Genomic DNA, 26,021 nt, shown 5'->3' on the forward strand with positions numbered 1-26,021 from the left:
CCCGGCGTCCCTGATGTCCCGAAGCCGTGCCCTCGTGGGCCTCCGCCGCCCCGGCTTTCCGGGCACCCGGACACGGACCGCGGCCAGGCGAAGGGCCACGGCGAACACCGCCTACCCCTTGGGCAGGCGCACCACGGTGACGAAGAAGTCGTCGATCTGGCGGACCACCCTGATGAACTGCTCGAAGTCCACCGGTTTGGGCACGTAGGCGTTGGCGTGCAGGCGGTAGCTGCGCAGCACGTCCTCCTCGGCCTCGGAGGTCGTCAGCACCACGATGGGGATGTGCGCCAGTTCGTCGTCGGCCTTGACCTCCTCCAGGACCTCGCGGCCGTCCTTGCGGGGGAGGTTGAGGTCCAGCAGGATCAGGTGCGGGCGGGGCGCGTCGGTGTACTCGCCCTCCCTGCGCAGGAACCGCAGGGCCTCCACGCCGTCCGAGACCACGTGCAGCCGGTTGCCCAGCTTGTGTTCCTCGAACGCCTCCTTGGTCATGAGGACGTCCCCGGGGTCGTCCTCGACCAGCAGCACCTCTATCGGATGCACCAACATGACCTCGCTCAAGCTTCCAGACCCCTGTTCAGGGCCCCGCCCCGTCACCGGGGGGAACCGTACCGCCATCGGTGACGGACCGGACGGAGGACGTCCCGCCGGGCCTGCCGCCCGGCTCCGCGTCCTCCACTCCGGAGGCGTCGGTGCCCGCGGGCCGCAGCGCGGCCGCCGGTGCCGGCTCCACGCCCGTGTCCGCGGTCGTGGCTCCGGCGTCCTCCGCCCCCTCGTCCCCGATATCGTCGCTGACGTCCTCGACGGTTCCCGTGTCGGCCGTCACGTCCTCTTCGGGGTCCGCGGGCAGGGACCAGCATATGCGCGTTCCGGTCCGCCCGGTGTCCTGCGACCCGTCGTCGGTCTCCAACCAGATCCGACCGCCGTGGAACTCCACGATCTTCTTGCACATCGCCAGGCCGATGCCCGTTCCCGTGTACTTGTCACGGGTATGCAACCGCTGGAAGATCACGAAGATGCGCTCGGCGTACTGCGGTTCGATCCCGATCCCGTTGTCGGCACAGCAGAACACCCACTCGTCGCCGTCGCGCTCGACGCTGATGTGGACCCGCGGGTCCTCCTCCGCGCGGAACTTCACGGCGTTGCCCACCAGGTTGAAGAACACCTGGGTGAGCAGTGTGCGGTCGCCCTGGACCGTGGGCAGGGGGTCGTTGCTGACCTCGGCGCCCGCCTCCTCCAACCTGGTCGACAGGCTGCTCAGCGCGTCACCCAGCGCCACGTCCAGGTCCACGGACGCGAAGTCCTTGGTCCGGCCGACCCTGGAGAAGGCCAGGAGGTCGTTGATGAGGGTCTGCATGCGCTTGGCTCCCTCGACCGCGAAGTCGATGTAGGAGTCTGCGCGCTCGTCGAGCTGTCCGTGGTACCGGCGTTGCAGCAGCTGGCAGAAGCTCGCCACCTTGCGCAGCGGCTCCTGGAGGTCGTGGGAGGCGACGTAGGCGAACTGTTCGAGCTCCAGGTTGGAGCGGCGCAGTTCCTCGGTCTGGTGTTCCAGGAGCGTGGACTGCTCCTGGAGCGTGCGGCGCGCGTTGGCCACCTCGTCGAGGTCGTGCACGATGCGTTCGCGCATGGCGTCCACGTCCCGGCCCAGGCGGACGATCTCCGGCGGCCCGTGCAGGCTGATGCGGTGGGCGTAGTAGCCCTCCGACACCTGCTTCATGTGCCCGGCGAGCTCCTCCAGCGGACGCAGCACCCACTGCTGGAGCATGACCCACAGGAACACCGACAGGAACACCACGACCAGACCGACCAGGACCAGCAGCGCGACGACCTGCTGCGTGGCCGTCGTCAACCCGGTGCGGGCCGCGTCGATCTCGCTCTGGAGCTGCTGGTTGGTGGCGTCGCTGACCCGGTTGAGCTCCAGGAAGAGCACCCGGCCGTTCTGGAGGTCCTCCTGGGAGGGGGTCTGCCCGTTGCTCACCTGTTCCAGGACGGGCTCGGCGAACTCGGTGGTCCACTCCTCCCCTGCGGCGAGCAGGTCCTCGACGTTGGAGGCCACGGCGGGGTTGTCCTCGGCCAGGACGGCGAGGTCGGCGCGGTTGTCCAGCAGCGCGACGTTGGCCTCCACGTAGGGCGCCAGGAACTCGCGGTCCTGCGTGAGGATGTAGCCGCGCAGGGCGTGGTCCTGGCTGAGGTAGGCCGAGCGGGTCTGTTCGACGGCGTTCACGGCCGGTGTCAGCGAGTCCACCTGCAACGTGAGCGAGTCACGGGCGTTGAGCGCGGCCAGGGTGATCACCGACACGGCCGTGACCAGCACGACCGCGACCACGGTCAGCAGGCTGGTGACACGGCGGCGCAGGCTCCACGAGGTGCGCGGTCCGGCCAGTCCGCGCGGCAGACCGTCCACGAACAGGACTCCGCCGACCGGTGCTCCCGGAGATCGTCGGGGTTCGTTCACCTCTGACTCCACGGCCGCCTCCTCGGTACGGCTCACTCCGTGTCTCCGTCCGCGCCGTGCGTGATGAGCAGTATCGCCACGTCGTCCTGGAGCGGACCGCCGTTGCTGCGCTCGGCCTCGTCCACCACGTGCTCGGGCAGGAGGCTGGGGGGAACCCCCTGGTCGAGGACACCGCTGACCATCCGGCGCAGACCCGCGACCTCCAGGCGCGCGGGCGGGCCGCCGTCGTAGGCGTCGACGAGGCCGTCGGTGTAGAGGAGCATGCTCGCGCCCACCGGGAGGACGACCTCGTCGACGTCGGCCTGTTCGACGGGGAAGACGCCCAGCGGCGGCTGCGGTGAGGCCTGGGCCTCCACCACCGAGCCGTCCTGGATGACCAGGGGCGGCGGGTGGCCGAGGACGCGCACCCGGACGCGGTCGGTCCCGGTGTCCAGGCTGGCCATGCACAGCGTCGCGTACATCTCCTCCTGGGCCCGCTCGCTGACCAGGATCTCCTCCAGGTTCGGCAGGACCCGCTCCTCGGCGACCCCGGCCATGACGAGGGTGCGCCAGGCGATGCGCAGGCTCACCCCCAGGGCGGCCTCGTCCGGGCCGTGGCCGCTGACGTCGCCGATGATGAGGTGGGTGGTGCCGTTCTTCTCGACCGCGTCGTAGAAGTCCCCGCCGACCACGGCGCGTTTGCGGCCCGGCCGGTAGTAGGCGCGGTGGCTCAGGGGCGAGTCCTGGAGCAGCACCTGGGGCAGGAGGCCGCGTTCGAGGCGCGTGTTCTCGCGGGCGCGCATGCGGGCCTCGTGCAGCTGCCGGGCGTTGTCGTCGGCGCGGCGGCGCTCCAGTGAGTAGCGCAGGCTGCGGCCGAGGAGGGAACCGTCGACCTGGCCCTTGACCAGGTAGTCCTGGGCGCCGGCGGCGACGGCGGCCACACCCTCGTGTTCGTCGTCGAGGCCGGTGAGGACGACGACGGCGGCCGAGGGCGCGCTCTGGAGCACCTCGCGCAGCAGGTCCAGGCCCTGGGCGTCGGGAAGGTTGAGGTCGAGCAGGACGCAGCCGCGGAAGTCCTTGAGGTGCGCGCGGGCGTCCTCGAGCGTGGGAACCCACGTGATGCGGGTGGCCAGGGGGGTGTCGGTGAGAAGTTCCTCGGCGAGGAGGGCGTCGCCCGGATCGTCCTCGACGAGCAGGACGTGCACCGATTCGACGGGGGCCTCCAGACGATGGGTCGGGGCGGCGTCGTCACCGAGGGCGGCGCCGTCGTACGCGGCGGCGCCGTGTGGGGTGGCGGCGCTGGCCGCCTCGTCGCCGATCACCGTCGCGGGATCGTGCCCTGTTCTCCTGGTATCCACTCATCGCCTTTGATCTGCTGATCCGTGGGGCGCTGCCGCACCGCGTGTCCCAGGGTCGGACGCCCCGGGTCTTCGCGGCGGTTCGGACCCGCACGACACCCAAACGATAAACGCCATGGCGACCTGTTGACCAGCGGGCGTGACGAGACACATCCAACGTCGGTGTACCCGGGGTCCGCTCCTCCGCCGCACGTGGGAGCCGCTGGAAGTGCCCGGTGGTGCACGTGCAGGCCCACTGCAAAGGGTTTCGGCACGCGCCGATGCGCGTGCAGAAGAACATGCAGGATGTGATGTTCCGCTCTGCCCGGGCGTGTATGGGCAATTTATCTGACGCTGTGTCGTATACCTCTTGACACGTCATCCCGTGTTGATGACATCATGTCATGAAATTCTCGACACGGAAGGTGGGCATCCCGGATGAACGCGACGGCCCAGGCCACCACACCCCAGGACGCCGGGGTTCCGTTCTCCGAACGGCTCAGGGCCGCGACACGGGATGACCACGAGGCGGCGGAGCACCACGGGTTCACCCGGGCCCTCCTGGACGGCGCACTCCCGATCGACGGCTACACGGCGATGGTGGCGCAGCACTACTTCGCCTACGCGGCCCTGGAGGACCTCGGCCGCGCGCTGGCGGACGACCCGGTGGCCGGCCGGTTCCACCACCCCGGACTCCCGCGTGTGCCCGCGCTCGTCCGGGACCTGGAGCACCTGCTCGGCCCCGGGTGGCGCGACCGGATCAGCCCCACTCCGGCCACCCGCACCTACGTGGCGCGCATCGAGCAGATGGCCGACCACCCCGAGGGGTTCGTCGCCCACCACTACACGCGGTACATGGGCGACGTGTCCGGTGGCCAGTTCATCCGCCAGGTGGCCGCCAGAACCTACGGCCTCACCCACGAGGGCCTGTCCTTCTACGTCTTCGACGAACTCGGCAGCCTGCCCCGGTTCCGCTCCGGCTACCGCGAACGGCTCGACTCCCTGCACCTGGGACCGGCCGCCGCCGACCGCCTGGTCCGCGAGACCCGCCTGGCCTACCAGCTCAACACCGAGGTCCTGGCCGACCTGGGCCGCGTGTGGCCGGAACGGTAGGCGAGTCCCCGGCACCGCGGCGGCCGCACCGGGCGCGCCGGCGCCCCCGCAGCGCGCACCGCGGGGGCGCCGGCGCGTGACACCATAGGAGGATGCCCAAGATCACGGCACCGACCATCGCCGCGCACCGTGCCCGCACACGGGAGCGCATCATGGCGGCCGTCGACGAGCTGATCCGCTCACAGGGGATCGACCGCGTGTCCATGACCCACGTGGCCAACGCCGCGGGCATCACCCGCACGGCCCTGTACAACTACTTCCCGGACAAGGCCACGCTGCTCCTGGCCTTCACCGAGGAGGTCAGCCGCGCGTTCGTCGACCAGTACGAACGCGAGCTCCCGTCCGGCGTGTCGGCCGCGCGCAGGGTCTCCGCGTTCGTCCGCCTCCAGCTCGAAGGCATCGTCGCCCACCCGCATCCGCCCGCGGCCGAGCTCGGGGCCAGCCTCGGCCCGGACGCCTACCAGGCGCTCGCCGCGCACGTGGCGCCCATGCAGCGCCTGCTCACCGGGATCCTGGAGGAGGGCACCGCCGCCGGCGAGTTCGATCCGCTGCCGGCCGAGGCGACCGCGCGGCTCACCCTGTCCATGGTGGGGTCCCAGCGCATCCCGCTCGTCAGCGGGGAGATCGACCTCGACGAGACCCACGCGCTCGTCACCCGGTTCGTCCTCCGGGCGCTGGGGGTGGCGCCCGAAACCGTCGACACGATCCTGCCGCGATCAGGGCGCACCGTGACCCATGGTGCGCGCCCGTGAGCACAGTGCGATAACGGAGGGTCCGTAACCCGATCGGTCAACCCCGCCCGGGACGACCGACTCGCCACGTGTCGGTGCCTTCGGTGAGAATCGGGCTGCCCGCCCCTCCCGGGCGCCCGACCACCCCGCCGAGTCGTGAGGCCCTCCCCGACGTGACCCCCGTGCTGATCCTGTCCGGCGCCGCCCTGGTGGCGCTCGCGCTGTTCAACAAGGTGCCCCGCTACGTGGCGCCGGGCCGTCCCACCGCCGCCCGCGGCGCCGCCTCCGCGGGCGGGAGCACCGTCACCCGGCGCGGCGCGGCCACGGCCCGGACCGGCGCACGACCCCGGATCCGGCTGGTCTCGGCGCGGCTCACCGAACAGGGTCGCGCCCTGTGCACGGCGGTCGGGGGCAGCGCGCTGATCGTGGCGTTCTTCCTCACCCTCTCCGGCCTCTGAGGCCGCCGGACTCACCCGCCATGCGCACGAGCAGTCCGCCGACGGCCGTCGCGGCCACCCCGCCCGTCACCGCCGCGGCCGTGGCCAGCCGCGCGCGCAGACGGCTGCCGCGGTGGGCCGCCGACTCCGCCTCCGTGCGGGCCCGGACGTCGAACGCGCCCCCGCACGACTCCGCGTCCAACTCCACCGCCCGCCAGCACGACGGCCAGGGACGCAGCGGCGCGAGTCCGCCGGGCACGGTGCTCGTACGCGGCTTCCACCGCACCGGGTCCGAGGCGGCCACCGCACCGGAGACCGGAAGGACCCGCGGTTCGGGGCCGCTGTAGCGGAGTTCACCGGGCGCGTTGGCCAGCAGTTCCGCGAGCAGCTTGGCGCAGGCCCGGGCGTCGCCCAAGGCGGTGTGCTGCCCGGTCGGCCATTCACCGCTGAGCGCGTGGGAGGCCCGGGCGAGCGAGTACCGCCGCAGGTCGAGCTGGGAGCGCAGGGCACGCAGTGTGCACAGGCCGGACTGCCCGGCGGGGAGCCCCGCCGGAATCAGCTCCGAGGCCAGGAAGCGCCGCTCGAAGTCCAGGTTGTGGCTGACCACAACCGCACCGGAGATGAGTTCGGTCAGCTTGGGCACGAGTTGGGCCGAGGTGGGGGCGCCGACGGTGTCGCTGTCGCCGATGCCGTGGAACTCCTGCCCGGCCACCTCGGTGCGCGGGTCGACCAGCGTGCTGAACTCCTCGGTCACGGTGCCGTCGCCGCGTACGCGCACCACGGCGATCTCGACGACGCGGGCACCCGTGCCCGGGTCCAGGCCCGTCGTCTCGGTGTCGAGCACCGCGTACTCCAGGTCCGCCGCCCGCAGGCCGCCCCGCCTCCGGGTCAGCGCGCCCATCCGCAGCGTTCCCATCGCGTGCTCCACTCCCTCGTCACCGCCGGCCCACCGGCGTTCGGTCCGGTCCGTGCTCGAACCGACCCTACTCCCCGTACGCACCGGTCCCACGGTCGTCCGCGGGGCCGTCCGAGCGGTACCGCCCGCGGTGCCCGTGTGAGCGGGAACAGAGGGTCGGCGAGGGTGGTCGATCCCACCCCGGGAGCGGAAGAAAGGTGCATTATGTAACGTTCTTACTCGTGTCCACGGAAAAATGGACACTCCCCGCGCACCTGAACCTCAACGGCGAGGAGAGCCCGCATGTCCCGCCCACCCGTCGCCCACCACCCTCAGCCGACGCCTTCGTCGCAGAGCCCGCGGCCGACGCTGAGCCCGCACCCGGAGTACGTGCCCCTCGCCGAGGTCACCCGCTCCGGTATGCGTGAGAGCGTCCACTACGGCGCGGTGGTCGCCCTGTCCGCCTCCGGGCACGTCGCGGTCGCCCGCGGGCCCGTCCACCAGCCGATGTTCCCCCGCTCGGCGGCCAAGCCCTTCCAGGCCCTGGCCATGCTGCGCGCGGGCGCCCCGCTGGCGGGCCCCTCCCTGGCCATCGCCGCGGGCAGCCACGGCGGCGAGGACCTGCACGCCGCCGAGGCCGAACGCATCCTCGCCGGGGCCGGGCTCACCCCCGACGCGCTGCGGTGCCCCGCGGACATCCCCGGCGGACGCGCGGCGCGCCGGGCGTTCCTGCGCGCGGGCCGTGAGCCGGAACGACTCCTCATGAACTGCTCCGGCAAGCACGCGGGTATGCTCTCCGCCTGCGTCCAGCAGGGCTGGAGCACCGACGACTACCTCGACCCGGAGCACCCGCTCCAGGTCCTCGTGCGCGAGACCATCGAGGAGCTGACCGGAGAACAGGTCGCGCACACCGCCGTCGACGGGTGCGGAGCGCCCCAGCTCGCCGTCTCCCTGGTCGGGCTGGCCCGCGGCCTGTGGCGGATGCGCACCTCCCCCGAGGGCGGCCAGGCCCGCGCCGTCACCGACGCCATGAGCGCCCACCCCGAGTACGTGTCGGGCACCGACCGGATCGACACCGACCTGATGACCCGGGTTCCGGGGATGGTGGCCAAGATCGGTGCCGACGGCGTGCACCTCATCGGCGCCCCCACCGGCGAGACCGTCGCGGTCAAGATCAGCGACGGCGACGCCGAAGAGCGGGCGCGTACCCTGGTCGCACTCGACGCGCTGCGCACCATCGGTGTGGACGTCTCCCCCGTCCAGGACCGACTGCGCGTGGAGATCCACGGCGGCGGCGCGCCCGTCGGAGAGGTCCGCGCGCTGTAGACCGGGCGGGCATCCGACCCGGGTGGGACTCGACCTCGGAAGGGCACCACAGTGCCGGACACCCTCAAGGACATCGTCATCGTCGGCGCCGGTATGGCGGGGCTGCACGCCGCCGAGGCACTGCGGGAGCAGGGCTTCGACGGTCGGCTCACGCTGGTCGGCGAGGAACCGTACCGCCCCTACTCACGGCCGCCGCTGTCCAAGGAGGTCCTGACCGGGGTCGGGATGGACCCGTCCAACGGCGGGCCCGGCTGGCTCGTGGGCCACCGCGCCCTCCGCTTGCGCGACGACGCCGACGTGGACGCCCTGGGGCTGGACCTTCGCCTGGGCACCCGGGCGGTCGGACTCGACACCCGGGCGCGCCGGGTCACCGTGACGGGCCCGGAGGGCACCGGGACGGTGCGCTACGACGGCCTGGTGATCGCGAGCGGCGCGCGGGCCCGGCGCCCCGACACGGCCCTCGGCGGCGTACACGTCCTGCGTACCCTCGACGACGCCGAGGCCGTACGCGCCGCCTTCGACTCGGGGGGTCGCCTCGTGGTCGTCGGGGCGGGGTTCGTCGGCGCGGAGGTGGCGGCCAGCGCCCGCGCCGTGGGCATGGAGGTGACCCTGGTCGAGGCGGCGCCGACACCGCTGACCCGGGCGATCGACCCCAGGATCGGACGGGTCCTGACCGAGCTGCACCGGGAGAACGGGGTCGACGTGCGCCTCGGGGTCGGCGTGACCGGGTTCGAGGGCGCCGACCGCGTCGAACGCGTCCGGCTGGCGGACGGGTCGTCGGTCGAGGCGTCCCTGGTGGTGGCCGGCCTGGGCGTCCACCTGAACACCGAGTGGCTGCGCGGTTCGGGCGTGGAACTGCTCCCGGACGGCGCGGTGGCCTGTGACGCGTTCTCCGCGACGTCCGTTCCCGACGTGTACGCCGTCGGCGACCTGGCCAACTGGCCGCACCCGCGCCACGGCGGCAGGGTCAGACTGGAGCACTGGACCAACGCCAGCCAGCAGGGCGCGGCGGCCGCGCACAACCTCCTCGCCGGCGGGGGCCGCACCCCCTTCGCCCCGGTCCCCTACTTCTGGTCGGACCAGTACAAGATGAAGATCCAGCTGCTCGGACAGGGCGCGCCCGCCGATGAGGTCGCCTTCGTCCACGGCTCCCCGGAGGACCGGAAGTTCGTGGCCTTCCTGGGCCGCGGCGGCATGCTCACCGGAGTGCTGGGACTGCGGTCAACACCCCGCACCATGCGCTACCGGGGCCTGTTGGAGAAGCCCACGACATGGGACGAGGCGCTGACCGCCGCGGGAGCTAGTCCTTCACGGTGATGGCCTGCTTGGGGCACAGGCGCGCGGCCTCGCGCACCTTCCCATGCAGGTCGGCGGACGGCTCCTCGGTGAGCAGGTAGAGGTAGTCGTCGTCCCTGACCTCGAAGACCTCGGGAGCCGCCCCCATGCACAGGGCGTTGCTCTCGCACTGGTCGAAGTCGACCTCGACTCGCATGGCTGTCCCTTCCTCGCGCGGACTGCGGGTGCCTCGACTCTAGTGCCGCACCGTGCCCGTACCGCGGGACCTCCGGCACGTACCGCGGGAACCTTCTCCGCGCCCTCGCGGTCCCACCCCCCGGAACACGCGCCCGAGTCGAGGAGAGGGACACGTTGAACGCGAACAGGGACACGGCACAGGCGGCACGACCGGGGCGCTACCCCCCGGGGACGGCTCCGGTGGGGTACCCGCCCCACGACCCGCTCGCCCACCCGCCCTACGCCCCGCTCGCCCACCCGCCCCACCTCAGGCCCAGACCCCCGATGCCCCGGGCACCGGGCTGGTTCCCCGTCGCGGTACTGGCGGTCGGCGCCGTCGCCGCTCTGCTCGCCACGCTGAACCGACCGGGGATCGGACTGGTCGTCACCGGTGCGGCGGCGGTGCTGACGGCACTCGCCGCCCTCATGGCGCGGCCCGCCGTCGCGGAAGACGGCTCCGAGGAGTCCGCTGGTCCTCCGGAGCACACGGGAGTCGGGGGGGCGGATTCAACGGCCGAGGCCGAAGAACACGAAGCGGCCGCCGATGCCGGGGAGACCGCCGAAGCCGCGACGGCGCGGGAGTCTCCCGCATCAGACGCGGCCACCCCCGAAGCCCCCGGGGACGCTGATGGCGGTGAGGACACCGAGGCCCGGAAGGCGGCGCATCCCGAGGACTCCCAGACGACCTGCGAGACCGTCGCTCCCCAGCAGGGCGACGGAACGGACACGCCCCGGGAAGCCTCCGAATCCGGCGCAGCCGCCGAGAACGCACGGGCGCACCCTCCGCACCACCCCCAGGGACCCGGCGGTGCCCCCTGGCCGCCCGGTCCCGGTGACGGCCCCCACCGTTCCGGGGCGTACGGCACCGGGTGGGGACACCACCCCTGGCCGCAGTACCCGCAGCGGCACCCCCACTGGACCGGGCCCGCTTCCGGGGCCCCCGCACCGGCCCTCCAGCCCGTGGTTCCCGCACCCGAACCGGAACCCGAACGCTACAGCCGGGCCTGGTCGGCGGTCTTCGGCGTGCTCGCCACCGCGCTGCTGGCCACCGCCGCCGTCCGTGACGCGGGCTGGGTCCTCGTGTGGACCCTGACCGGTGCCTTCCTCCTGGCCTCGCTGGCCTTCGCCGTCCGCAACCCGGCCTTCCGACGCGGACCCGCCGGTGTGCTCTCCGGAAGCCTGGCGCTCCTGCGGCACCTTCCGGCGAGCCCACGCCTGCTGTTCGACTCCCTGCGCTCCGGCCGGGCCCGGGGGCTCGTCGGCCCCGCCGTGCTCACCGCGGTCGTCACCGTCCTGCTGCTGGTCGTCTTCGGTGTGCTCTTCGCCTTCGCGGACCCCGTGTTCGCCAGCTACCTGACCCGGCCGTTCCAGAACCTGGACATCGCAACGGTGATCCTCCGCCTGCTCGGCGCCGCCCTGGCCGTCCTGTTCACGGCCTCGGCCGTCCTGGCCGCCCGGCGGCGCCCCGAGCCCGGCTACCGACACCACGGACCGGTCCCGACCGCCTCCTCCGGACCGAACTGGCCGACGTGGGTCTGGAGCATCCCGCTCGGCTCCCTCATCGCGCTGTTCACGGCGTTCGTCGCGGTGCAGGGCGCGGTGATGTTCGGCGGCGACGACTACGTCCAGTCGGTCACCGGACTCATCTACGCCGAGTACGCCCGGCAGGGCTTCTTCCAGCTCGTCCTGGTCAGCTTCCTGGTCCTGGGCGTCATCGCGCTGGCCACGGCGCTGGTCCCGGCCCGGGGGAGGGCCGTGCGAACCACGCGCAACGTCCTGCTCGGTCTGCTGTGCCTGCTCACCCTCGTCATCCTCGCCTCGGCGATGATGCGTCTCCAGCTCTACATCGACGTCTTCGGGCTGACGCGCATGCGGGCCAGCGCCGAGGCGTGGATCCTGTGGAGCGGCGCGGTGTTCGTCCTGGTCGCGGTGGCGGGTCTGGTCAACACGCTCGGCAGGTCCACCGCCTGGTTCCCGCGTGCCGCGGTCGCCCTCTCCGCGGTGGCACTGGTCGTGTTCGCCTACGGGAACCCGGACCTGCGCATCGCCGAGAGCCACCAGGACCTCGACCTGGCCACGGTCGACACCTGGTATCTGAGAAGCCTGTCCGCCGACGCGGTCCCCGGGCTCATGGCGTTGGAGGGCGACGACCGGGACTGCGCGGTCCTGGAACTCAGGGAACGTCTGGAGGACCCCGACCGCGAGGGCTTGGCCTCGTGGAACCTGTCCCGGGAGCGGGGGCGGCAGCGGTTGGCCGAGCTGGGCGCGGTCGGCTCCGCCGACCAGCTCGAAGCGGCCTGCTTCGACCGCTACCTGGACTGACACGGCCGCGGTGCCGGGTTCCGGGCGACGCACGCCCGGAACCCGGACCGGCCGCTAGCCGGCGAAGCGGTCCGTGGCCTCGATGAGCCGGTCGAGGATCCCGGGCTCGTTGTAGGCGTGCCCGGCGTCGTCGACGATGTGGAACTCCGCCTCCGGCCAGGCCCTGTGCAGGTCGTAGGCGGTGTGGACGGGAGTGCAGACGTCGTAGCGCCCCTGGACGATCACCCCGGGGATGTGCCGGATCTTCTCCGCGCCGTCGATGAGCTGGTTCGGGGTCAGGAAACCACGGTTGGTGAAGAAGTGGTTCTCGATCCGCGCGAACGCCAGCGCGTAGTCCTCGTCGGAGTGCTGGGTCCGGATCTCCTCGTTGGGCAACAGGGTGACCGTGGACCCCTCCCAGACGCTCCACGCGCGGGCGGCCGCGAGGCGCACGTCGCGCTCGGGGGCGTTGAGGCGCCGAGCGTAGGCGGCGATGAGGTCCTCGCGCTCCTCCTCGGGGATCGGCGCGAGGTAGGACTCCCACAGGTCCGGGAAGAGCATGGACGCGCCCTGCTGGTAGAACCAGCGCAGCTCCTCGTCGCGCAGGGTGAAGATCCCCCGCAGGACCAGCTCGCTGACCCGTTCGGGGTGGGTCTGCGCGTAGGCCAGCGCCAGGCAGCTGCCCCAGGACCCGCCGAACACCTGCCACGTCGGCACGCCGATCATCTCGCGCAGGCGCTCGATGTCCTCCACCAGCGTCCACGTGGTGTTCGTGGACAGGTCGGAGTCCATCCGGCTGGCGTGCGGGGTGGACCGGCCGCAGTTGCGCTGGTCGAAGAGCAGGACACGGTACCGCTCCGGGTCGAACAACCGCCGGTGGGCCGGGTTGCAGCCCCCTCCGGGGCCGCCGTGCAGGAACACCACGGGCTTGCCCGCGGGGTTTCCGCACAACTCCCAGTAGACCTGGTGGCCGTCACCGACGTCGAGCATTCCGGAGTCGTACGGGTCGATGGGCGGGTACAGGGTGCGCAAGGCTTGTGACCTTTCCTGGTGCGAGACGCCGGACGGTCGTCCGGAGGCTGGGGCAAACGTGCGGGGGCGTGCCGGGTCCCGTGGGACGCGGGCAGGCCGCCGGCGGGGAACGGGCGGCGGGCACCGCCGGGGACGAGGAGGCCCGCCCTCCGGCCCCCGAGCTTCGCGCGGGCCGGTGAGCTGCTGGACCAGGGTCAAAGACGCCCGAGGAGCTCGGCCTTCTTGGCACTGAACTCCTCGTCGGTGAGCAGCCCCTCGGTGTGGAGCCGCCCCAGCTCACGGATGGTGGAGAGGATCGTCTCCGCACCCTGCTCGGGCGAGGGGGCGGGAACGGCGCCGGGCAGCGCCGCCGCCTCCGGTGCCGGGGCGAGGTGGGCGTTGATGGTCGCCGCCATGAGGAGGGTCTCGTCGCTGCCCTTGGCTCCGTGGGAGGCCAGGGTGCACAGGTCGTGCTCGCTGTCGGTGGTCTCCGAGGCGGTCACGCCGCGCATGTCGATGCGCAGCAGACCCTCGGTCAGGTCGACCGGCGGAAGCCAGCGGGCCTCGGCGATCTCGGCGAGCCGGAACTCGCGCGCCTTCTCCTTCTCCTTCGCCGAACCGGCCAACAGGCCGTCCCACTGGAACCGGACACGGGTGCCGTCGAAGGTGGCCGTCCCCTCCGCCGTACGGGCCTGGAAGGGCGGGCGGGCGACCAGTCCCCGGGCCACCTCGCGCGGGTCGGGGGACCCGTCCGCGGCCGCACGGGCCAGCGCGGCCGTGGACATGAGCTTGTCGGCGACGTACTCGGCGAGGAGCTCCCCGTCGTGCGGGCCGGTGAGCAGCAGGGGGGTCGTCCCGTCCCGGCCGGACACGCCGAGGTTCGCGTACGGGTCGGCGCCGTCGACCAACCACAGCCGCAGCCGCCACCCGTGCTTGCGGTCACCGCGGTCGAACTCGACCTCGCGTACCGCCGCCAGCGGAACCACGCACTCACCCAGGTGCCTGAGCAGAGTGGGAACCCTGCGCCCCGACGCGAACCTGAGCCGAACCGTCTCCTCGTCGAGTCGCCAGGTTCCGTGGTGTCCGCGCAGTTCCTCCATGCGGCCCATAGTACGGGTCCACGGCCCGCAGGCGTCGCCCGCGCCCTTACCGGGTAGAACCTGCTGGGCACAGCGTTCCCAGCGCCCCACGCGGGCCGAGCACCCGGACGGGCGGGCCCCGTCCACCGTTCCCGAACCGGAGGTCGCCGACGATGTCGAAAGAGAGGGCCGCCGCGGGCGCGGCGGAGTTCCGGGCCGCCCGTGACCTGCTGCTCCGGCACCGCGAGGACCAGCCCAGAGCGCACCGGGAGTTCAGCTGGCCCCGGCCCGACCGGTTCAACTGGGCCCTGGACTACTTCGACGCACTGGCCGAGACCATCCCCGACCGGACCGCCCTGTGGATCGTCGAGGAGGACGGGACGGAGGCCAGGTACACCTACCGGCACCTGTCCGAGCGCTCCAACCAGGTGGCCAACTGGCTGATCGGCCAGGGCGTGCGCACAGGTGACCGGATCATGCTCATGCTCGGCAACCAGGTCGAACTGTGGGAGACCACGCTCGCGGCGATCAAACTCGGCGCCGTCGTCTGTCCGACCGCGCCCATGCTCACCGAGAGCGACCTGGTCGACCGGCTGGACCGGGGCGACGTCGCGCACGTGGTGTGCTCCCCCGCCGACACCGAGAAGTTCGCGCACCTGCGCGGCCACTGGACGCGCGTCTGCGTCGGGTACATGGACGGCTGGCTCAGCTACCCCGACTCGGAGCACGCCGCCCTGGACTTCACCCCGCCGCACCCGACCGGCAGCGACGACCCCCTTCTGCTGTACTTCACCTCCGGCACGACCTCCCGGCCCAAACTGGTCTCCCACTCCCAGAGCTCCTACCCGGTCGGGCACCTGTCGACGATGTACTGGCTCGGCGTCCAGCCCGCCGACATCCACCTGAACATCTCCTCCCCCGGGTGGGGCAAGCACGCCTACAGCAGCGTGTTCGCCCCCTGGAACGCCGAGGCGACCGTCCTGGTGGTGAACCAGGAGCGCTTCGACGCCGAACGGCTGCTGGGCGAGGTCGTCCGCTGCGGCGTGACCACCATGTGCGCACCGCCCACGGTGTGGCGCATGCTCATCCAGACCGACCTGGCCTCGTGGAAGGTGGGGCTGCGCGAGGCGCTCGCCGCGGGCGAGCCGCTCAACCCGGAGGTGGTCGACAGGGTGCGCGACGCCTGGGGGATCACCGTCCGCGACGGGTTCGGGCAGACGGAGACGACCATGCTCGTCGGCAACGCCCCCGGGCAGAGCGTCGTTCCGGGGTCGATGGGCCGCCCGCTGCCGGGCTACGACATCGCGCTCACCGACCCCACCACCGACGAACCGGCCGACACCGGGGAGATCTGCGTCGACCTGTCCGGGGACCCGGTGGGGGTGATGACGGGGTACGCCGACGGTCCCGACACGACCCGCGACGTGACCCGGCGCGGCCTGTACCACACCGGCGACCTCGCCGCCCGGGACGCGCGCGGCTACATTACCTATATCGGCCGGATCGACGATGTGTTCAAGGCATCGGATTACCGCATCTCACCATTTGAACTCGAAAGCGTGCTCGTCGAACACGAATTCGTCGCCGAAGCGGCGGTCGTCCCCTCGCCCGACCCGCTGCGCCTGTCGGTCGCCAAGGCCTACATCGCCCTGGCCGAGGGCGTGCCCCCGGACGCGGACACCGCCCGCGCCATCCTGATCTACGCCCGCGAACGCCTCTCCCCCTACAAGAGGGTGCGCCGCCTGGAGTTCACCGATCTCCCCAAGACCGTCTCGGGTAAGATCCGACGTGTACAACTGCGGCGGGCCGAGGCCGAGCGCGGCACGGCCACCGACGGCCAGCGCAACCCGCGCGAGTTCTGGGAAGAGGACCTTCCGGGGCTGAAGGACTGATCTCTGACCCCTCGGAACGGAATGACTCCGGGAATTGTCGTCCCACATGATGAGACGAATCTTTTCCACGCACCGTTGGTGTGGTGTTTCCCATTCCCCACATCGGCACCGACACCGCGCACGACCGCGTCCGGCCGCCCCAGACCGCGCTACTGTCAGTCGCGGCGACAGCCAGCACCGAGCCAGGGACCGAGGGGAACACGATGCCGAGCACCAACGACACACGGGTGGCGAGTTACCAGCCGCTCATCGCCCCCGGGGACCTGCTCAGGGAACTGCCGCTGGGCCACGAGCGCAACTCCCTGGTCGAGGAGGCGCGCGCCGAGGTCAAGCGGGTACTCGACGGGGAGGACGACCGCCTCCTGGTGGTCGTGGGACCCTGCTCGGTCCACGACCCCGAGTCGGCGATGGACTACGCCCGGCGCCTGGTCGGCCTCGTGCCCTCCCTGCGCGACGACCTGTGCATCGTCATGCGCGTGTACTTCGAGAAGCCGCGCACCACGGTGGGGTGGAAGGGCCTGATCAACGACCCCCACCTGAACGACACCTACGACGTCCACCACGGCCTGCGCACCGCACGCCAGCTCCTGCTGGACATCAACTCGCTGGGGCTGCCCGCGGGCACCGAGTTCCTCGACCCGATCACCCCCCAGTACATCGCCGACGCCGTGACCTGGGGCGCGATCGGCGCCCGCACGACCGAGAGCCAGGTGCACCGCCAGCTGAGCAGCGGGCTGAGCACCCCGGTCGGCTTCAAGAACGGCACCGACGGCGACGTCCAGGTCGCCGTCGACGCCGTCGGCGCGGCCGCCGCCTCGCACACGTTCTTCGGCGTCGACCCGACCGGCGCCGGGTCGGTCGTGGTCACCAACGGCAACCCCGACTGCCACGTCATCCTGCGCGGCGGGCGCAGCGGCCCCAACTTCGAGGCCGAACCGGTCGGGGCCGCGCTCGACGTCATCGGCCGGGCCGACCTGCCGCGCCGGCTGATGATCGACGCCAGCCACGCCAACAGCGGCAAGGACCACGCCCGCCAGCCCGGTGTCTCCTCCGCCATCGCCGAACAGGTCGCCGGGGGGCAGACCGGCATCGTCGGCGTCATGCTGGAGAGCTTCATCGTGGAGGGCGCCCAGAAGCTGGGGGACCCGGCCGCGCTGACCTACGGCCAGTCCATCACCGACAAGTGCATGGGGTGGGAGACCACCGAGCACGTGCTGTCCGAGCTGGCCGAGGCCGTGCGCCAGCGCCGCAAGAACACCGTCTGAACCGCGCACGGCGAGAGAACACGACGCGGGGCCCGGCGTGCCGGGCCCCGCGTCGTACCGTGGCGGGCCGGGCCGTGGATCAGGGACGGATGTCCTTGACCGTCTCCCCGCCCTGCACGACCAGGACCACGCGGTCCGGGTCGCCCAGGAGTGCGACGTCGGCCAGCGGGTCGCCGTCGCACACCACCAGGTCGGCGGTCTTGCCCGCCTCGACCGTGCCCAGGGTGTCGCCCGCCCCGAGCAGGTCCGCCGCGTCCCGCGTCCCGGCGAGGATCGCCTGCATGGGGGTCAACCCCACCGCAACCAGGTGCCGCAGCTCGGCCAGGTTGGCGCCGTGCGGGGAGATGCCCGCGTCGGTGCCCAGTGCCACCCGGACCCCGCGGCGCAGCGCCTCCGACACCCGCTCGAAGGCGCGGTCGGCCAGCGCCCGCTTGGTCTCCACGGCCTTGCGAGACATCAGGTGGACGCGGTCCTCGAAGTCGAAGGTGGCCAGGGTGGGAACGAGGAAGGTGCCGCGGTCGAGCATGAGGTCGATGCCCTCGTCGTCGACCAGGTAGCCGTGCTCGACGCTGGTGGCCCCGCCCCGCACCGCGTTGCGGATCCCGGCCGCGCCCTGGGCGTGCGCCGCGACGGGACGGCCGCCGTGCCGCGCGGTCTCCTCCGCGACCGCGGCGATCTCCTCGACGGTCAGCCCCTCGTCCTCAGGGGTGTCCGACGGGCTGGAGACACCGCCGGTGGCACACACCTTGATGACGTCGGCGCCGTCGCGCATGAGCCGGCGCGCCGCCACGCGCGCCTCCTGCGGGGAGTCGGCGATCTCCGCGACCGAGTGCCCACCGCACTCGTGCGGGTTGACCCCGGACGGCAGGGTGAAGTCGGCGTGTCCGCCGGTGTGGCTCATCAGCCGCAGCGCCACCCGCATGCGCGGGCCGCGCACCAGGCCGCGCTCCTGGGCCTGGCGGAACCCGGCGTCGGCCCCGCCGAGGTCGCGCACCGTGGTGACCCCGGCGTCCAGGGTGCGGCGCATCCGGTCGGCGGTCTCGAACGCGTGGAGGCTGCGGGTGCGGTCCAGGGCGTTGTTGAGCAGTTCCCTGCTGTCCTCCATACCCAGGTGGACGTGGGTGTCGATGAACCCGGGCAGCAGGGTCCGCCCGCCCAGCGGCACGGTCCGGTCCCCGGGCGCGGTCTCGGGCGCCCCCGCCGCCGGTCCGGCGTAGGTGACGACACCGTCCTGGACGGCGACGGCGGCGTCGGCGACCGGGGCCGCGCCGGTGCCGTCGACGAGGGTCAGGTCTCGGTACAGGGTCCGGCCGCCGGTCATGGCGTGCCTCCTTGTCTGGGATGTCGTGGAAACGGGTGCCCGGGGAGGGGCCGTGGATGTCAGATACGGGCGTCCATACCCGGCCCGACGGGGATCCCGGCAAAGTAGAAGAACGCCAGGACGATGGTCCACAGGACCAGGAACACCAGGGAGAACGGCAGCGCCCTGGCGATGACCGTGCCGACCCCGGCCCTCGGCTCGTAGGCGCGCAGGAACCCGAGGATGATCACGACGTAGGGGCTGAGCGGCGAGAGCACGTTGGAGGTGGAGTCGCCGATCCGGAAGGCCGCCTGGACGAAACCCGGCTCGTACCCCAGCAGCGCGAACATCGGCACGAACACGGCCGCGAACAGCGCCCACTGGGCCGATCCGGAGATGACGAACAGGTTGACCAGGAAGGCGAGCAGGATGAAGCACACGATGGCGCCGAAACCGGTGAACCCGGTGGCCTCCAGCGCCTCCGCGCCCTTGATCGCGATCCACGTCGACAGCCCGGTCCAGTTGAACAACTGGAGGAACTGGGCCATCACGAAGGCGAGCACGATGAAGTTGGACATCTCCCTGATCGTGTGGCCCATCATCCTGGCGGCGTCGGCGCCGGAGGTGATGGTGCGGGTGACCAGGCCGTAGACCACGCCGGGGACCGCCAGGGCCAGGAAGACGAGGAACACGACCGACCCGAGCAGCGGAGAGCTCGGCAGGAAGCCGCCCTCCTCGTTGCGCATCGGCGCGCCCGCGGGGAGGGTGACCAGCAGGACACCGGCGAGGACGAGCAGCAGGGAGACCCCGGCCCAGCGCATGCCCAGGCGCTCGGCGCTGGTCAGCTCCGGGTCCATACTCAGGTCGGGACGGTCCTGGGCGTTGGCGCCCTCAGTCTGGACCTGCTCACGGCTGACCTTGGCCCGGACCAGGGACGGCTCCAGGACACGGTCGATGACGAACCCGCCCGCGACGCTGAGCAGGATCGCGATGGTGAAGGTCAGGAAGTGGTTGGAGACCGGGGTGACCTCGGTACCGATGTCCACCGCCTCGGCCGCGGTGGAGGTGATTCCGGACAGCAGGGCGTCGGTGCTGGTGATGAACGGGCTGCAGCTGAAGGCCGCGGTGGCGACGGCGAAGCCGCCCAGCAGGCCGGCGACCGGGTGCCGCCCGGCCGCCTTGAAGACGAGCGCGGCCAACGGGGGGACCGCCACCATCGCCGCGTCGCTCATGATGCTGCCCGCGACCGCGACAAGCGCGACGACGTAGGGCAGCAGCCACGCCGGGGCGCCGCCGAACGCCTTGCGCACCAGCGCGTTGAGCAGCCCGGTCCGCTGGGCGAGGCCGACGCCGAGCAGGACGGTCAGCACCACGCCCAGCGGCGGGAACCCGACGAAGTTCGCGACCAGGTTGGTGCTCAGCCAGGTCAGCCCCTCGGAGCTGAGGAAGCCGCGGATCTCCTGGGGCCCCTCGTCCCCGCCCGGCACCTCGTAGGTGGCTCCGGCGGCGGCCATGATCGACGACACGACGGCGACGATCGCGAACAGCAGGAGGAACAGGACGAACGGGTCGGGGATGCGGTTGCCGACGCGCTCGACACCGTCCAGCACGCGGGCGAGGCGGCCGGGCCGGGGAGCGGTCTCCTCGGCGCTGGTGTCCGGTCGTGGGCTCGGAGCGCTCATGGGTTCACCTACCTGGGAACGGGAAACGGGGGGATCAGGCCGAGACCCCGGAGGGGGATCGGCGGGTGGTGGCGTCCTTGTGGACGACACCGTCCTTGACGACCGCGGTGACGTTGTCCGGGTCGCCCAGAACCGTGATGTCGGCGGTGGGGTCGCCCGTGCAGACCACGACGTCGGCACGCTTGCCGACCTCCAGGGTGCCGATCTCGTCGGCCAGGCCCAGGAGGTCGGCCGCCTCGCTGGTACCGGCGCGCAGGGCGCGTTCGGGCGTCATCCCGTGCTCGACGAGCAGGGCGAGTTCGCGCAGGTTGCGACCGTGCGGGCAGATACCGGAGTCCGTACCGAGGGCGACCCTGACCCCGGCTCGGACGGCGGCGGAGATGTTCTCGCCGAGGTGCTCCTGGAGCCTGAGCTTCTTGGCGACCGCGTAGGCGGCCGAGCGGGTGGGGTCGGGCGGCGTGGTCGCCGTCGACAGGGTGGGGACCAGGAACGCGCCGCGCTCGCCCATCATGTCGATGCCCTCGGCGTCGATCTCGTAGCCGTGCTCGACGCTGGTGACCCCCGCGGTGAGGGCGTTGCGGATGCCGCGGGCGCTCTGGGCGTGGGCGGCGACGGGGACGTCGTGGGCGGCCGCCTCGCGTACGACCGCGGCCATCTCCTCGACGTTGAGGCCGTCGTGCCAGGGCGTGTCGGAGGGGCTCCACACACCTCCGCTGGCCATGACCTTGATGACCCGGGCCCCCTTGCGCATGACCTCCCGGGTGTTGCGCAGCGCCTCGGCGGTCCCGTCCGTGAGCACGGAGACGCCGCCGTCGGGGCCCATGACCGCGCCGTAGTCGAAACCGCAGCAGGTGCGGAAGTCGCCGTGGCCGCCGGTGGGGCCCAGGGCGCGGTAGGCGGTGATGATCCGGGGGCCGGGAACGATCCCGTCCTCGACCGCCCTGACCACCGCCAGGTCGAGCCCTGCCAGGTCGCGGACGGTGGTGACCCCGGCGTCGAGGGTGGCGCGCAGCCGCGGGATCGCGGTGTAGTAACCGTAGTGCGGCGGCTGGTCGACCAGATGGGCGGGGTTCATGCCGTCCCCGGACATGGTCAGGTGCGTGTGGGCGTCGACGAACCCCGGCAGGATCGTGCCGCCCCGAGCGTCGACCTCCCGGTGGGGCCCGCCCACCCGGGGAGCCTGCTCCCGCGGCCCCATCCAGTCGATCCGACCGTCCCGTGCCACGACCGCCCAGCCCCGGCGCGGTCCGGCTCCGGTCCCGTCCACCACCGTCCCGTTACGGACGACGACGATCCTCTCCCCCGAGGGCACCGGTGCCACTGTCGACCCCTTCTCCACGACCCGGCTTCCCGGGCCTTCCGCTATCCGAAATCAGAGCCCCCCAGGCGAGTAACAAAGCTGAAACACGCTGTTCAGGTGGCTTTCCTGGCTCTGCGGCAACCTATGTCGACCTCTGCTTAGAATCCTGGAAACACAGGAAAAGAGTTTGAGAGCGGATCACTATGCAGGAATCAACCGTTCTGAACGAGTTCGACCTGTCCCTGGTCAACGCGCTCCAGTTGGCGCCGCGCGCCTCGTGGAGCGAACTCGCGCCGATCCTGGACGTGGACCCCACGACGCTCGCCCGGCGGTGGCGGCGGTTGGAGGAGCAGGGCCTGGCACGGATCACGGCGTTTCCCCGACGGCAGTCACTGGCCGAGCGGAGCATGGCGTACGTGGAGCTGACCTGCCGCAACGGCACCGTCGAGGACGTCGCCGCCGCGCTGGCCGAGAACCCCGACACCCTGAGCATCCAGTTCACGGCCGGATCCCACCAGCTCCTGCTCACGGTCGCGCCGGGAGAGGGGCTGGCCCACTACCTCCTGCGCTGGATCGGCGGCTTCCCCGACGTCGTCTCCTACCGCGTGCACATGGTGACCGGCGTGCACACGGAGGCGCACCGCTGGCAGGTCGGCGCCCTGTCCGCCGTCCAGCGCCGCCGACTGCGGGAACTGGCGCAGGCCAACGGGCGGTCCGAGCCGCTGAGCGGACGGGTCACCGCGCTCGACCAGCGGATCGTGGACCTGCTGTGCGTCGACGGCCGCCTGGGCTACCACCCCATCGCCGAGCGGCTGGGGATCGCGCCGACCACCGCGGCGCGGCGGCTCAACCGGCTGCTGCGCGAGGGCGTCCTCGGCCTGCGGTGCGACATCGCCCGCGCGGAGATGGGCTGGCCCACCGCGGCGGTGCTGTGGGGGTCGGTGGACGACCGGGTCCTGGAGTCCGCGCGGGACCTGGGCGAGCGCGTCCCCGAACTGCGTCTGTGCAGCACGATCGCGGGCCCGGAGAACACGCACTTCATCGTCTGGCTGCGTTCGGCCCCGGACCTGACCCGGGTGGAGCGTCGCCTGTCGGAGGAGCTGCCGGGGCTGCGCATCGCCGACCGCCGGATGGTCCTGCACACCTTCAAGTTCATGGGAAACCTGATGGACGCGTCCCAGCACTACTCCCGGACGGTCCCGGTACGGCTGCACCGGGAGGTCCCCGTCTGACCGGTACCGGGCGGCCGCCGCGCTCGGCCACCGGGGACGGCAACCTCAGACGGCGGACTCCGGTGGGAGCACGCCGAGCTCGACCAGAAGCTCCCGCCCGAGCCGCTCGCGCAGCTCCAACTGCGACTCGTCCTCGATCTCCATCCGCAGGGCGAAGGTGTGCACGTCCTGCCCGTGCTCGACCCAGCCGACCCACCAGCCCGGAGAGGGGTCCACGGTCCCACCCCACCCGGTCTTGGCGAACAGTGTGTGGCCGCCGAACTCGTCGACCATCGCGATCTCGCGCACGGCGCGCTGGTGCCGCCCCTCCACCGGCAGCTCCGCGTGGGCCAGACTCGCCAGGAACACGGTCTGCTCCATGGGCGTGACCTCCAGGGGCCCGTCCAGCCAGAACCGGTCCACCTCGGTCTCGCCGCCGGTCGCACGGTTGCCGTAGTCGAACCGGTCCACCCAGGCCGCCATCCGGTCAGGACCGACCCGGCGCGCGATCTCCTGGTCGACGGGCGCGTCGGACGCGGACAGGGCGTCGCGCATGCTCATGTCCCGCTCCCGCCCGGGGGCCGACCGCGGTTCGCCGCCGCGGGGCACGACCTCGTCGACGTCGGAGACCGCACCCGTCTGCAACGCGATCACCGAGCTGACCAGACTGAACGTGGACGCGGGCACGCTACGGCGGTGGGCCTCCCGCGGATCGACGACGGTCGCCGACCGCCCACCGGTGTCGTAGAGGACGAAGGTGCCCTCCACCCCCGCGTCGTCGAAGACCCACTCCAGGTCCTCACGCTCCGCCGAGGGCACGTCGCCGCCCGCCCGGTCGACGGCCCGCGCGTCACCGCGGACGTGCCCGGAGGTCTCCGGGACCGCGGCGGAACACGCGGTCCCCAGCAGAACGGTCACCGCGCCCGCCGCGACCGTCAGCGCCGACCGGCCCACCGGAACCGCCGTCCGTCTCCCCCGCCCGGTACCGGTTCCCACCCGTTCCTCCCCACGTGCCGGTTGCCTCTTCCACCGAACCCAAGCTAACGGCCGTGCCCCCGCCGTAGGGCGGTTTCGGCCGCGCGCCGTGTAAGACATCGGCCACCCTTGGGCGGCGCGAGCAGCCACTGCTAGGCTGATCGTGTTGCTGACCCCGTACGGGAGAGCGCCCGCGTAGCCAATGTGGGCCGCCGAAGGAGCAATCCCTCCCCGATGAAACCTCTCAGGCACACTGGACCGTACGGGCGAGACCACTCTGGAAAGCAGGGACACGCGTCCCTCGCCGAAGGTGCAAGCCACGCCGAGCGCGTGGTGAAGCTCTCAGGCACCGATGACAGAGGGGGAGGATGGCAACGCCACGCACGACAGACGCCCATCCTCTCGGGAGTGCCCATGTCAGAGCCCGCGTCCGCGCCACGCGCGACAGCGCTGCGCGAGATCCACGAACGGTCCGGCGCGACCCTGGTCGACTTCGCCGGATGGCTCATGCCCCTGCGCTACACCAGCGAGACCGCCGAGCACAAGGCGGTCCGTGAGGCCGCCGGGCTCTTCGACCTCTCCCACATGGGTGAGATCCACCTGTCGGGGCCGCAGGCCGCCGAGGCCCTCGACCACGCCCTGGTCGGCCACCTGTCCAAGGTGAGGGTCGGCCGCGCCCGCTACACCATGATCACCGCCACCGACGGCGGAGTCCTGGACGACCTCATCGTCTACCGCCTCGGCGAGGAGGAGTACCTCGTCGTGGCCAACGCGGCCAACGTCCCCGTGGTCGCCGACGCCCTCGCCGAGCGGGCCAAGGGCTTCGACGTCGAGGTCACCGACCGGTCCGCGGAGTACGCGCTGATCGCCGTCCAGGGCCCGCGCGCGGTGGACATCCTGGCCCCGCTCACCGACGCCGAACTCGGCGGGATCCGCTACTACGCGGGCTACGAGCACACCGTGGCCGGAGTGCCCGTGCTGCTCGCCCGCACCGGCTACACCGGTGAGGACGGGTTCGAGATCTTCGTCCGCCCCGCCGACCGCGCACCGCACGTGTGGGAGGCCCTCATGACGGCGGGCGCCGAGCACGGCCTGGTCCCCGCCGGACTCTCCGCGCGCGACACCCTGCGCATGGAGGCCGGGATGCCGCTGTACGGGCAGGAGCTCACCTCCGGCCTCACCCCCTTCGACGCCGGACTGGGCCGCGTCGTCAAGTTCGACAAGCCGGGTGACTTCGTCGGCCGGGCCGCCCTGGAGGAGGCCGCGCGCACCGCCCGCGAACGCCGCCTCATCGGCCTGGTCTCCCGCGGCCGCCGCCCGCTGCGCAAGGGCCAGGACGTCCTGCGCGACGGCGCCGTCGTCGGAACCACCACCAGCGGCGCGCCCTCGCCCACCCTGGGCCGCCCCATCGCCATGGCCTACGTGGACGGCGACCTCGACATCACGACCGGCGCGTTCACCGTGGACGTGCGCGGACGCGGCGAGGACGTCGACGTGGTCGAACTGCCGTTCTACAAGCGGCAGTCGTAACAGCCCGGGCCCCGTACCCCTGGGGCCCACCCACCCCACACGGCGGGATCCCCGACCGGGGACCGGCACGTACGGGGTGTGACCAGGCGTAGGCCGGGCCGGGGCGCCGCACGGGCGCACGGCAGGATGAAGGTATATCTCCAAGGAGAGTCGAAGTGAGCGTTCCCACGGAGCTGGGTTACACCGACAAACACGAGTGGGTCCGGATCGAGGACGGTGTCGCCACCGTCGGGATCACCGAGTTCGCCGCGGAGTCGCTGGGCGACATCGTGTACGTCGAGCTCCCCGAGCCGGGCACCGCGGTGACCGCCGGGGAGACCTGCGGCGAGGTGGAGTCCACCAAGTCCGTCAGCGACATCTACTCACCGGTCGACGGCGAGGTCGTCGAGGTCAACGAGGCCCTCGAAGACGCCGCGGAGACGGTCAACTCCGCCCCCTACGGCGACGGATGGCTGTTCCGGGCACGGGTCTCCGGGGAGCCCTCCGACCTGCTCTCCGCCGAGGAGTACCAGGCTCTGACCAAGGATGAGGAGTAGGCCACCAATGGCGACCGACAAGACCGTGCTCAACCAGAGCCTCAGTGAGCTGGATCCGGAGGTGTCGGCGGCGGTCGACGCCGAGCTGGCGCGCCAGCGCGACACCCTGGAGATGATCGCCTCGGAGAACTTCGCTCCGCGGGCGGTCCTGGAAGCC

At 72.1% G+C, this 26,021-nt stretch carries 22 protein-coding genes, 1 pseudogene and 1 riboswitch; of the genes and pseudogenes, 12 read left to right on the forward strand and 11 right to left on the reverse strand.

Annotated elements, in window-relative coordinates; translation table 11 throughout:
* Positions 1-111 precede the first annotated feature (111 nt).
* From ACTVAJ_RS15280 to ACTVAJ_RS15290, 3 genes are read right to left on the reverse strand one after another with little or no spacing between them, the layout of a single operon-like run.
* Positions 112-546, reverse strand: coding sequence for a response regulator (locus ACTVAJ_RS15280; protein ID WP_470388835.1), 435 nt, complete (start codon positions 544-546; stop codon positions 112-114).
* A 28-nt stretch (positions 547-574) separates the two neighbouring features.
* The gene (locus ACTVAJ_RS15285) at positions 575-2,464 is read right to left on the reverse strand and encodes a sensor histidine kinase (RefSeq protein WP_470388836.1); all 1,890 of its coding nucleotides are present in this window, start codon (positions 2,462-2,464) and stop codon (positions 575-577) included.
* Positions 2,465-2,484: 20 nt separating this feature from the next.
* Entirely contained in the window at positions 2,485-3,753 is a 1,269-nt protein-coding gene (locus ACTVAJ_RS15290; RefSeq protein WP_470388837.1) for a PP2C family protein-serine/threonine phosphatase, read from the reverse strand.
* A 453-nt stretch (positions 3,754-4,206) separates the two neighbouring features.
* Between ACTVAJ_RS15290 and ACTVAJ_RS15295 the strand changes: the two genes are divergently transcribed.
* The 3 genes from ACTVAJ_RS15295 to ACTVAJ_RS15305 all read left to right on the forward strand — a co-directional run bounded on the left by ACTVAJ_RS15295 (position 4,207) and on the right by ACTVAJ_RS15305 (position 6,070).
* Positions 4,207-4,881, forward strand: coding sequence for a biliverdin-producing heme oxygenase (locus ACTVAJ_RS15295; RefSeq protein WP_470388817.1), 675 nt, complete (start codon positions 4,207-4,209; stop codon positions 4,879-4,881).
* Between the two features lie 92 nt (positions 4,882-4,973).
* Positions 4,974-5,633: a TetR/AcrR family transcriptional regulator gene (locus tag ACTVAJ_RS15300; RefSeq protein WP_470388818.1), complete on the forward strand. Its 660-nt coding sequence runs from the start codon at positions 4,974-4,976 to the stop codon at positions 5,631-5,633.
* 152 nt (positions 5,634-5,785) lie between these two features.
* Complete coding sequence (locus ACTVAJ_RS15305) at positions 5,786-6,070, forward strand: hypothetical protein (protein WP_470388819.1); 285 nt, start codon at positions 5,786-5,788, stop codon at positions 6,068-6,070.
* Here ACTVAJ_RS15305 and ACTVAJ_RS15310 read toward each other — a convergent pair.
* Entirely contained in the window at positions 6,051-6,965 is a 915-nt protein-coding gene (locus ACTVAJ_RS15310) for a 3'-5' exonuclease (RefSeq protein WP_470388820.1), read from the reverse strand. The two genes, ACTVAJ_RS15305 and ACTVAJ_RS15310, sit on opposite strands and share 20 nt — an antisense overlap.
* A gap of 399 nt (positions 6,966-7,364) precedes the next feature.
* On the opposite strand from ACTVAJ_RS15310, the gene ACTVAJ_RS15315 reads away from it, so the two are divergent.
* Positions 7,365-8,270, forward strand: coding sequence for an asparaginase (locus tag ACTVAJ_RS15315; RefSeq protein WP_470388838.1), 906 nt, complete (start codon positions 7,365-7,367; stop codon positions 8,268-8,270).
* 51 nt (positions 8,271-8,321) lie between these two features.
* Positions 8,322-9,587 carry an NAD(P)/FAD-dependent oxidoreductase gene (locus ACTVAJ_RS15320; protein WP_470388821.1) on the forward strand — a complete coding sequence of 422 codons (1,266 nt, stop codon included), beginning with the start codon at positions 8,322-8,324 and terminating at the stop codon, positions 9,585-9,587.
* Here ACTVAJ_RS15320 and ACTVAJ_RS15325 read toward each other — a convergent pair.
* Positions 9,571-9,762: a ferredoxin gene (locus ACTVAJ_RS15325; RefSeq protein ID WP_470388822.1), complete on the reverse strand. Its 192-nt coding sequence runs from the start codon at positions 9,760-9,762 to the stop codon at positions 9,571-9,573. The two genes, ACTVAJ_RS15320 and ACTVAJ_RS15325, sit on opposite strands and share 17 nt — an antisense overlap.
* A 155-nt stretch (positions 9,763-9,917) precedes the next feature.
* Between ACTVAJ_RS15325 and ACTVAJ_RS15330 the strand changes: the two genes are divergently transcribed.
* Complete coding sequence (locus ACTVAJ_RS15330) at positions 9,918-12,104, forward strand: DUF4153 domain-containing protein (RefSeq protein WP_470388823.1); 2,187 nt, start codon at positions 9,918-9,920, stop codon at positions 12,102-12,104.
* Between the two features lie 54 nt (positions 12,105-12,158).
* On the opposite strand, the gene pip is transcribed toward ACTVAJ_RS15330, so the two are convergent.
* A complete protein-coding gene (pip, locus tag ACTVAJ_RS15335; protein WP_470388824.1) occupies positions 12,159-13,115 on the reverse strand; it encodes a prolyl aminopeptidase in 957 nt (318 codons plus the stop codon).
* Positions 13,116-13,309: 194 nt separating this feature from the next.
* Positions 13,310-14,194 carry a DUF4429 domain-containing protein gene (locus ACTVAJ_RS15340; protein WP_470388825.1) on the reverse strand — a complete coding sequence of 295 codons (885 nt, stop codon included), beginning with the start codon at positions 14,192-14,194 and terminating at the stop codon, positions 13,310-13,312.
* Positions 14,195-14,346: 152 nt separating this feature from the next.
* Here ACTVAJ_RS15340 and ACTVAJ_RS15345 point away from each other — a divergent pair, with 152 nt between their 5' ends.
* Positions 14,347-16,065 (forward strand): AMP-binding protein, encoded by a 1,719-nt coding sequence (locus tag ACTVAJ_RS15345; protein ID WP_470388826.1) that lies wholly within the window; start codon positions 14,347-14,349, stop codon positions 16,063-16,065.
* Positions 16,066-16,268: 203 nt separating this feature from the next.
* The gene (locus ACTVAJ_RS15350; RefSeq protein WP_470388827.1) at positions 16,269-17,330 is read left to right on the forward strand and encodes a 3-deoxy-7-phosphoheptulonate synthase; all 1,062 of its coding nucleotides are present in this window, start codon (positions 16,269-16,271) and stop codon (positions 17,328-17,330) included.
* A gap of 79 nt (positions 17,331-17,409) precedes the next feature.
* On the opposite strand, the gene ACTVAJ_RS15355 is transcribed toward ACTVAJ_RS15350, so the two are convergent.
* From ACTVAJ_RS15355 to ACTVAJ_RS15365, 3 genes are read right to left on the reverse strand one after another with little or no spacing between them, the layout of a single operon-like run.
* A complete protein-coding gene (locus ACTVAJ_RS15355) occupies positions 17,410-18,651 on the reverse strand; it encodes a metal-dependent hydrolase family protein (protein ID WP_470388828.1) in 1,242 nt (413 codons plus the stop codon).
* 59 nt (positions 18,652-18,710) lie between these two features.
* Positions 18,711-20,312, reverse strand: a complete 1,602-nt coding sequence (locus tag ACTVAJ_RS15360; protein WP_470388829.1) for an AbgT family transporter — start codon at positions 20,310-20,312, stop codon at positions 18,711-18,713.
* A gap of 34 nt (positions 20,313-20,346) precedes the next feature.
* A complete protein-coding gene (locus tag ACTVAJ_RS15365) occupies positions 20,347-21,633 on the reverse strand; it encodes a metal-dependent hydrolase family protein (RefSeq protein WP_470388830.1) in 1,287 nt (428 codons plus the stop codon).
* A gap of 182 nt (positions 21,634-21,815) precedes the next feature.
* On the opposite strand from ACTVAJ_RS15365, the gene ACTVAJ_RS15370 reads away from it, so the two are divergent.
* Complete coding sequence (locus ACTVAJ_RS15370) at positions 21,816-22,844, forward strand: Lrp/AsnC family transcriptional regulator (protein WP_470388831.1); 1,029 nt, start codon at positions 21,816-21,818, stop codon at positions 22,842-22,844.
* A 45-nt stretch (positions 22,845-22,889) separates the two neighbouring features.
* Here ACTVAJ_RS15370 and ACTVAJ_RS15375 read toward each other — a convergent pair whose 3' ends face one another.
* Complete coding sequence (locus tag ACTVAJ_RS15375) at positions 22,890-23,819, reverse strand: penicillin-binding transpeptidase domain-containing protein (RefSeq protein ID WP_470388832.1); 930 nt, start codon at positions 23,817-23,819, stop codon at positions 22,890-22,892.
* Positions 23,820-23,968: 149 nt separating this feature from the next.
* Positions 23,969-24,069, forward strand: a riboswitch (glycine riboswitch).
* 143 nt (positions 24,070-24,212) lie between these two features.
* Here ACTVAJ_RS15375 and gcvT point away from each other — a divergent pair.
* The 3 genes and pseudogenes from gcvT to ACTVAJ_RS15390 all read left to right on the forward strand — a co-directional run.
* Positions 24,213-25,328: a glycine cleavage system aminomethyltransferase GcvT gene (gene gcvT, locus ACTVAJ_RS15380; protein ID WP_470388833.1), complete on the forward strand. Its 1,116-nt coding sequence runs from the start codon at positions 24,213-24,215 to the stop codon at positions 25,326-25,328.
* Between the two features lie 155 nt (positions 25,329-25,483).
* Positions 25,484-25,864, forward strand: coding sequence for a glycine cleavage system protein GcvH (gcvH, locus tag ACTVAJ_RS15385; RefSeq protein WP_470388834.1), 381 nt, complete (start codon positions 25,484-25,486; stop codon positions 25,862-25,864).
* Positions 25,865-25,871: 7 nt separating this feature from the next.
* Positions 25,872-26,021: pseudogene (locus tag ACTVAJ_RS15390) on the forward strand (serine hydroxymethyltransferase); the annotation flags it as partial.

The organism is Nocardiopsis sp. KDC1DS13DA1, from assembly GCF_055632325.1.

Bases quoted from the DNA above. Each gene is read 5' to 3' on its own strand.
- ACTVAJ_RS15280 (WP_470388835.1), bottom strand. From the start codon at position 546: ATGTTGGTGCATCCGATAGAGGTGCTGCTGGTCGAGGACGACCCCGGG.
- ACTVAJ_RS15295 (WP_470388817.1), top strand. From the start codon at position 4,207: ATGAACGCGACGGCCCAGGCCACCACACCCCAGGACGCCGGGGTTCCG.
- ACTVAJ_RS15300 (WP_470388818.1), top strand. From the start codon at position 4,974: ATGCCCAAGATCACGGCACCGACCATCGCCGCGCACCGTGCCCGCACA.
- ACTVAJ_RS15310 (WP_470388820.1), bottom strand. From the start codon at position 6,965: ATGGGAACGCTGCGGATGGGCGCGCTGACCCGGAGGCGGGGCGGCCTG.
- ACTVAJ_RS15315 (WP_470388838.1), top strand. From the start codon at position 7,365: ATGCGTGAGAGCGTCCACTACGGCGCGGTGGTCGCCCTGTCCGCCTCC.
- ACTVAJ_RS15325 (WP_470388822.1), bottom strand. From the start codon at position 9,762: ATGCGAGTCGAGGTCGACTTCGACCAGTGCGAGAGCAACGCCCTGTGC.
- ACTVAJ_RS15340 (WP_470388825.1), bottom strand. From the start codon at position 14,194: ATGGAGGAACTGCGCGGACACCACGGAACCTGGCGACTCGACGAGGAG.
- ACTVAJ_RS15345 (WP_470388826.1), top strand. From the start codon at position 14,347: ATGTCGAAAGAGAGGGCCGCCGCGGGCGCGGCGGAGTTCCGGGCCGCC.
- ACTVAJ_RS15350 (WP_470388827.1), top strand. From the start codon at position 16,269: ATGCCGAGCACCAACGACACACGGGTGGCGAGTTACCAGCCGCTCATC.
- ACTVAJ_RS15355 (WP_470388828.1), bottom strand. From the start codon at position 18,651: ATGACCGGCGGCCGGACCCTGTACCGAGACCTGACCCTCGTCGACGGC.
- ACTVAJ_RS15360 (WP_470388829.1), bottom strand. From the start codon at position 20,312: ATGAGCGCTCCGAGCCCACGACCGGACACCAGCGCCGAGGAGACCGCT.
- ACTVAJ_RS15370 (WP_470388831.1), top strand. From the start codon at position 21,816: ATGCAGGAATCAACCGTTCTGAACGAGTTCGACCTGTCCCTGGTCAAC.
- gcvT (WP_470388833.1), top strand. From the start codon at position 24,213: ATGTCAGAGCCCGCGTCCGCGCCACGCGCGACAGCGCTGCGCGAGATC.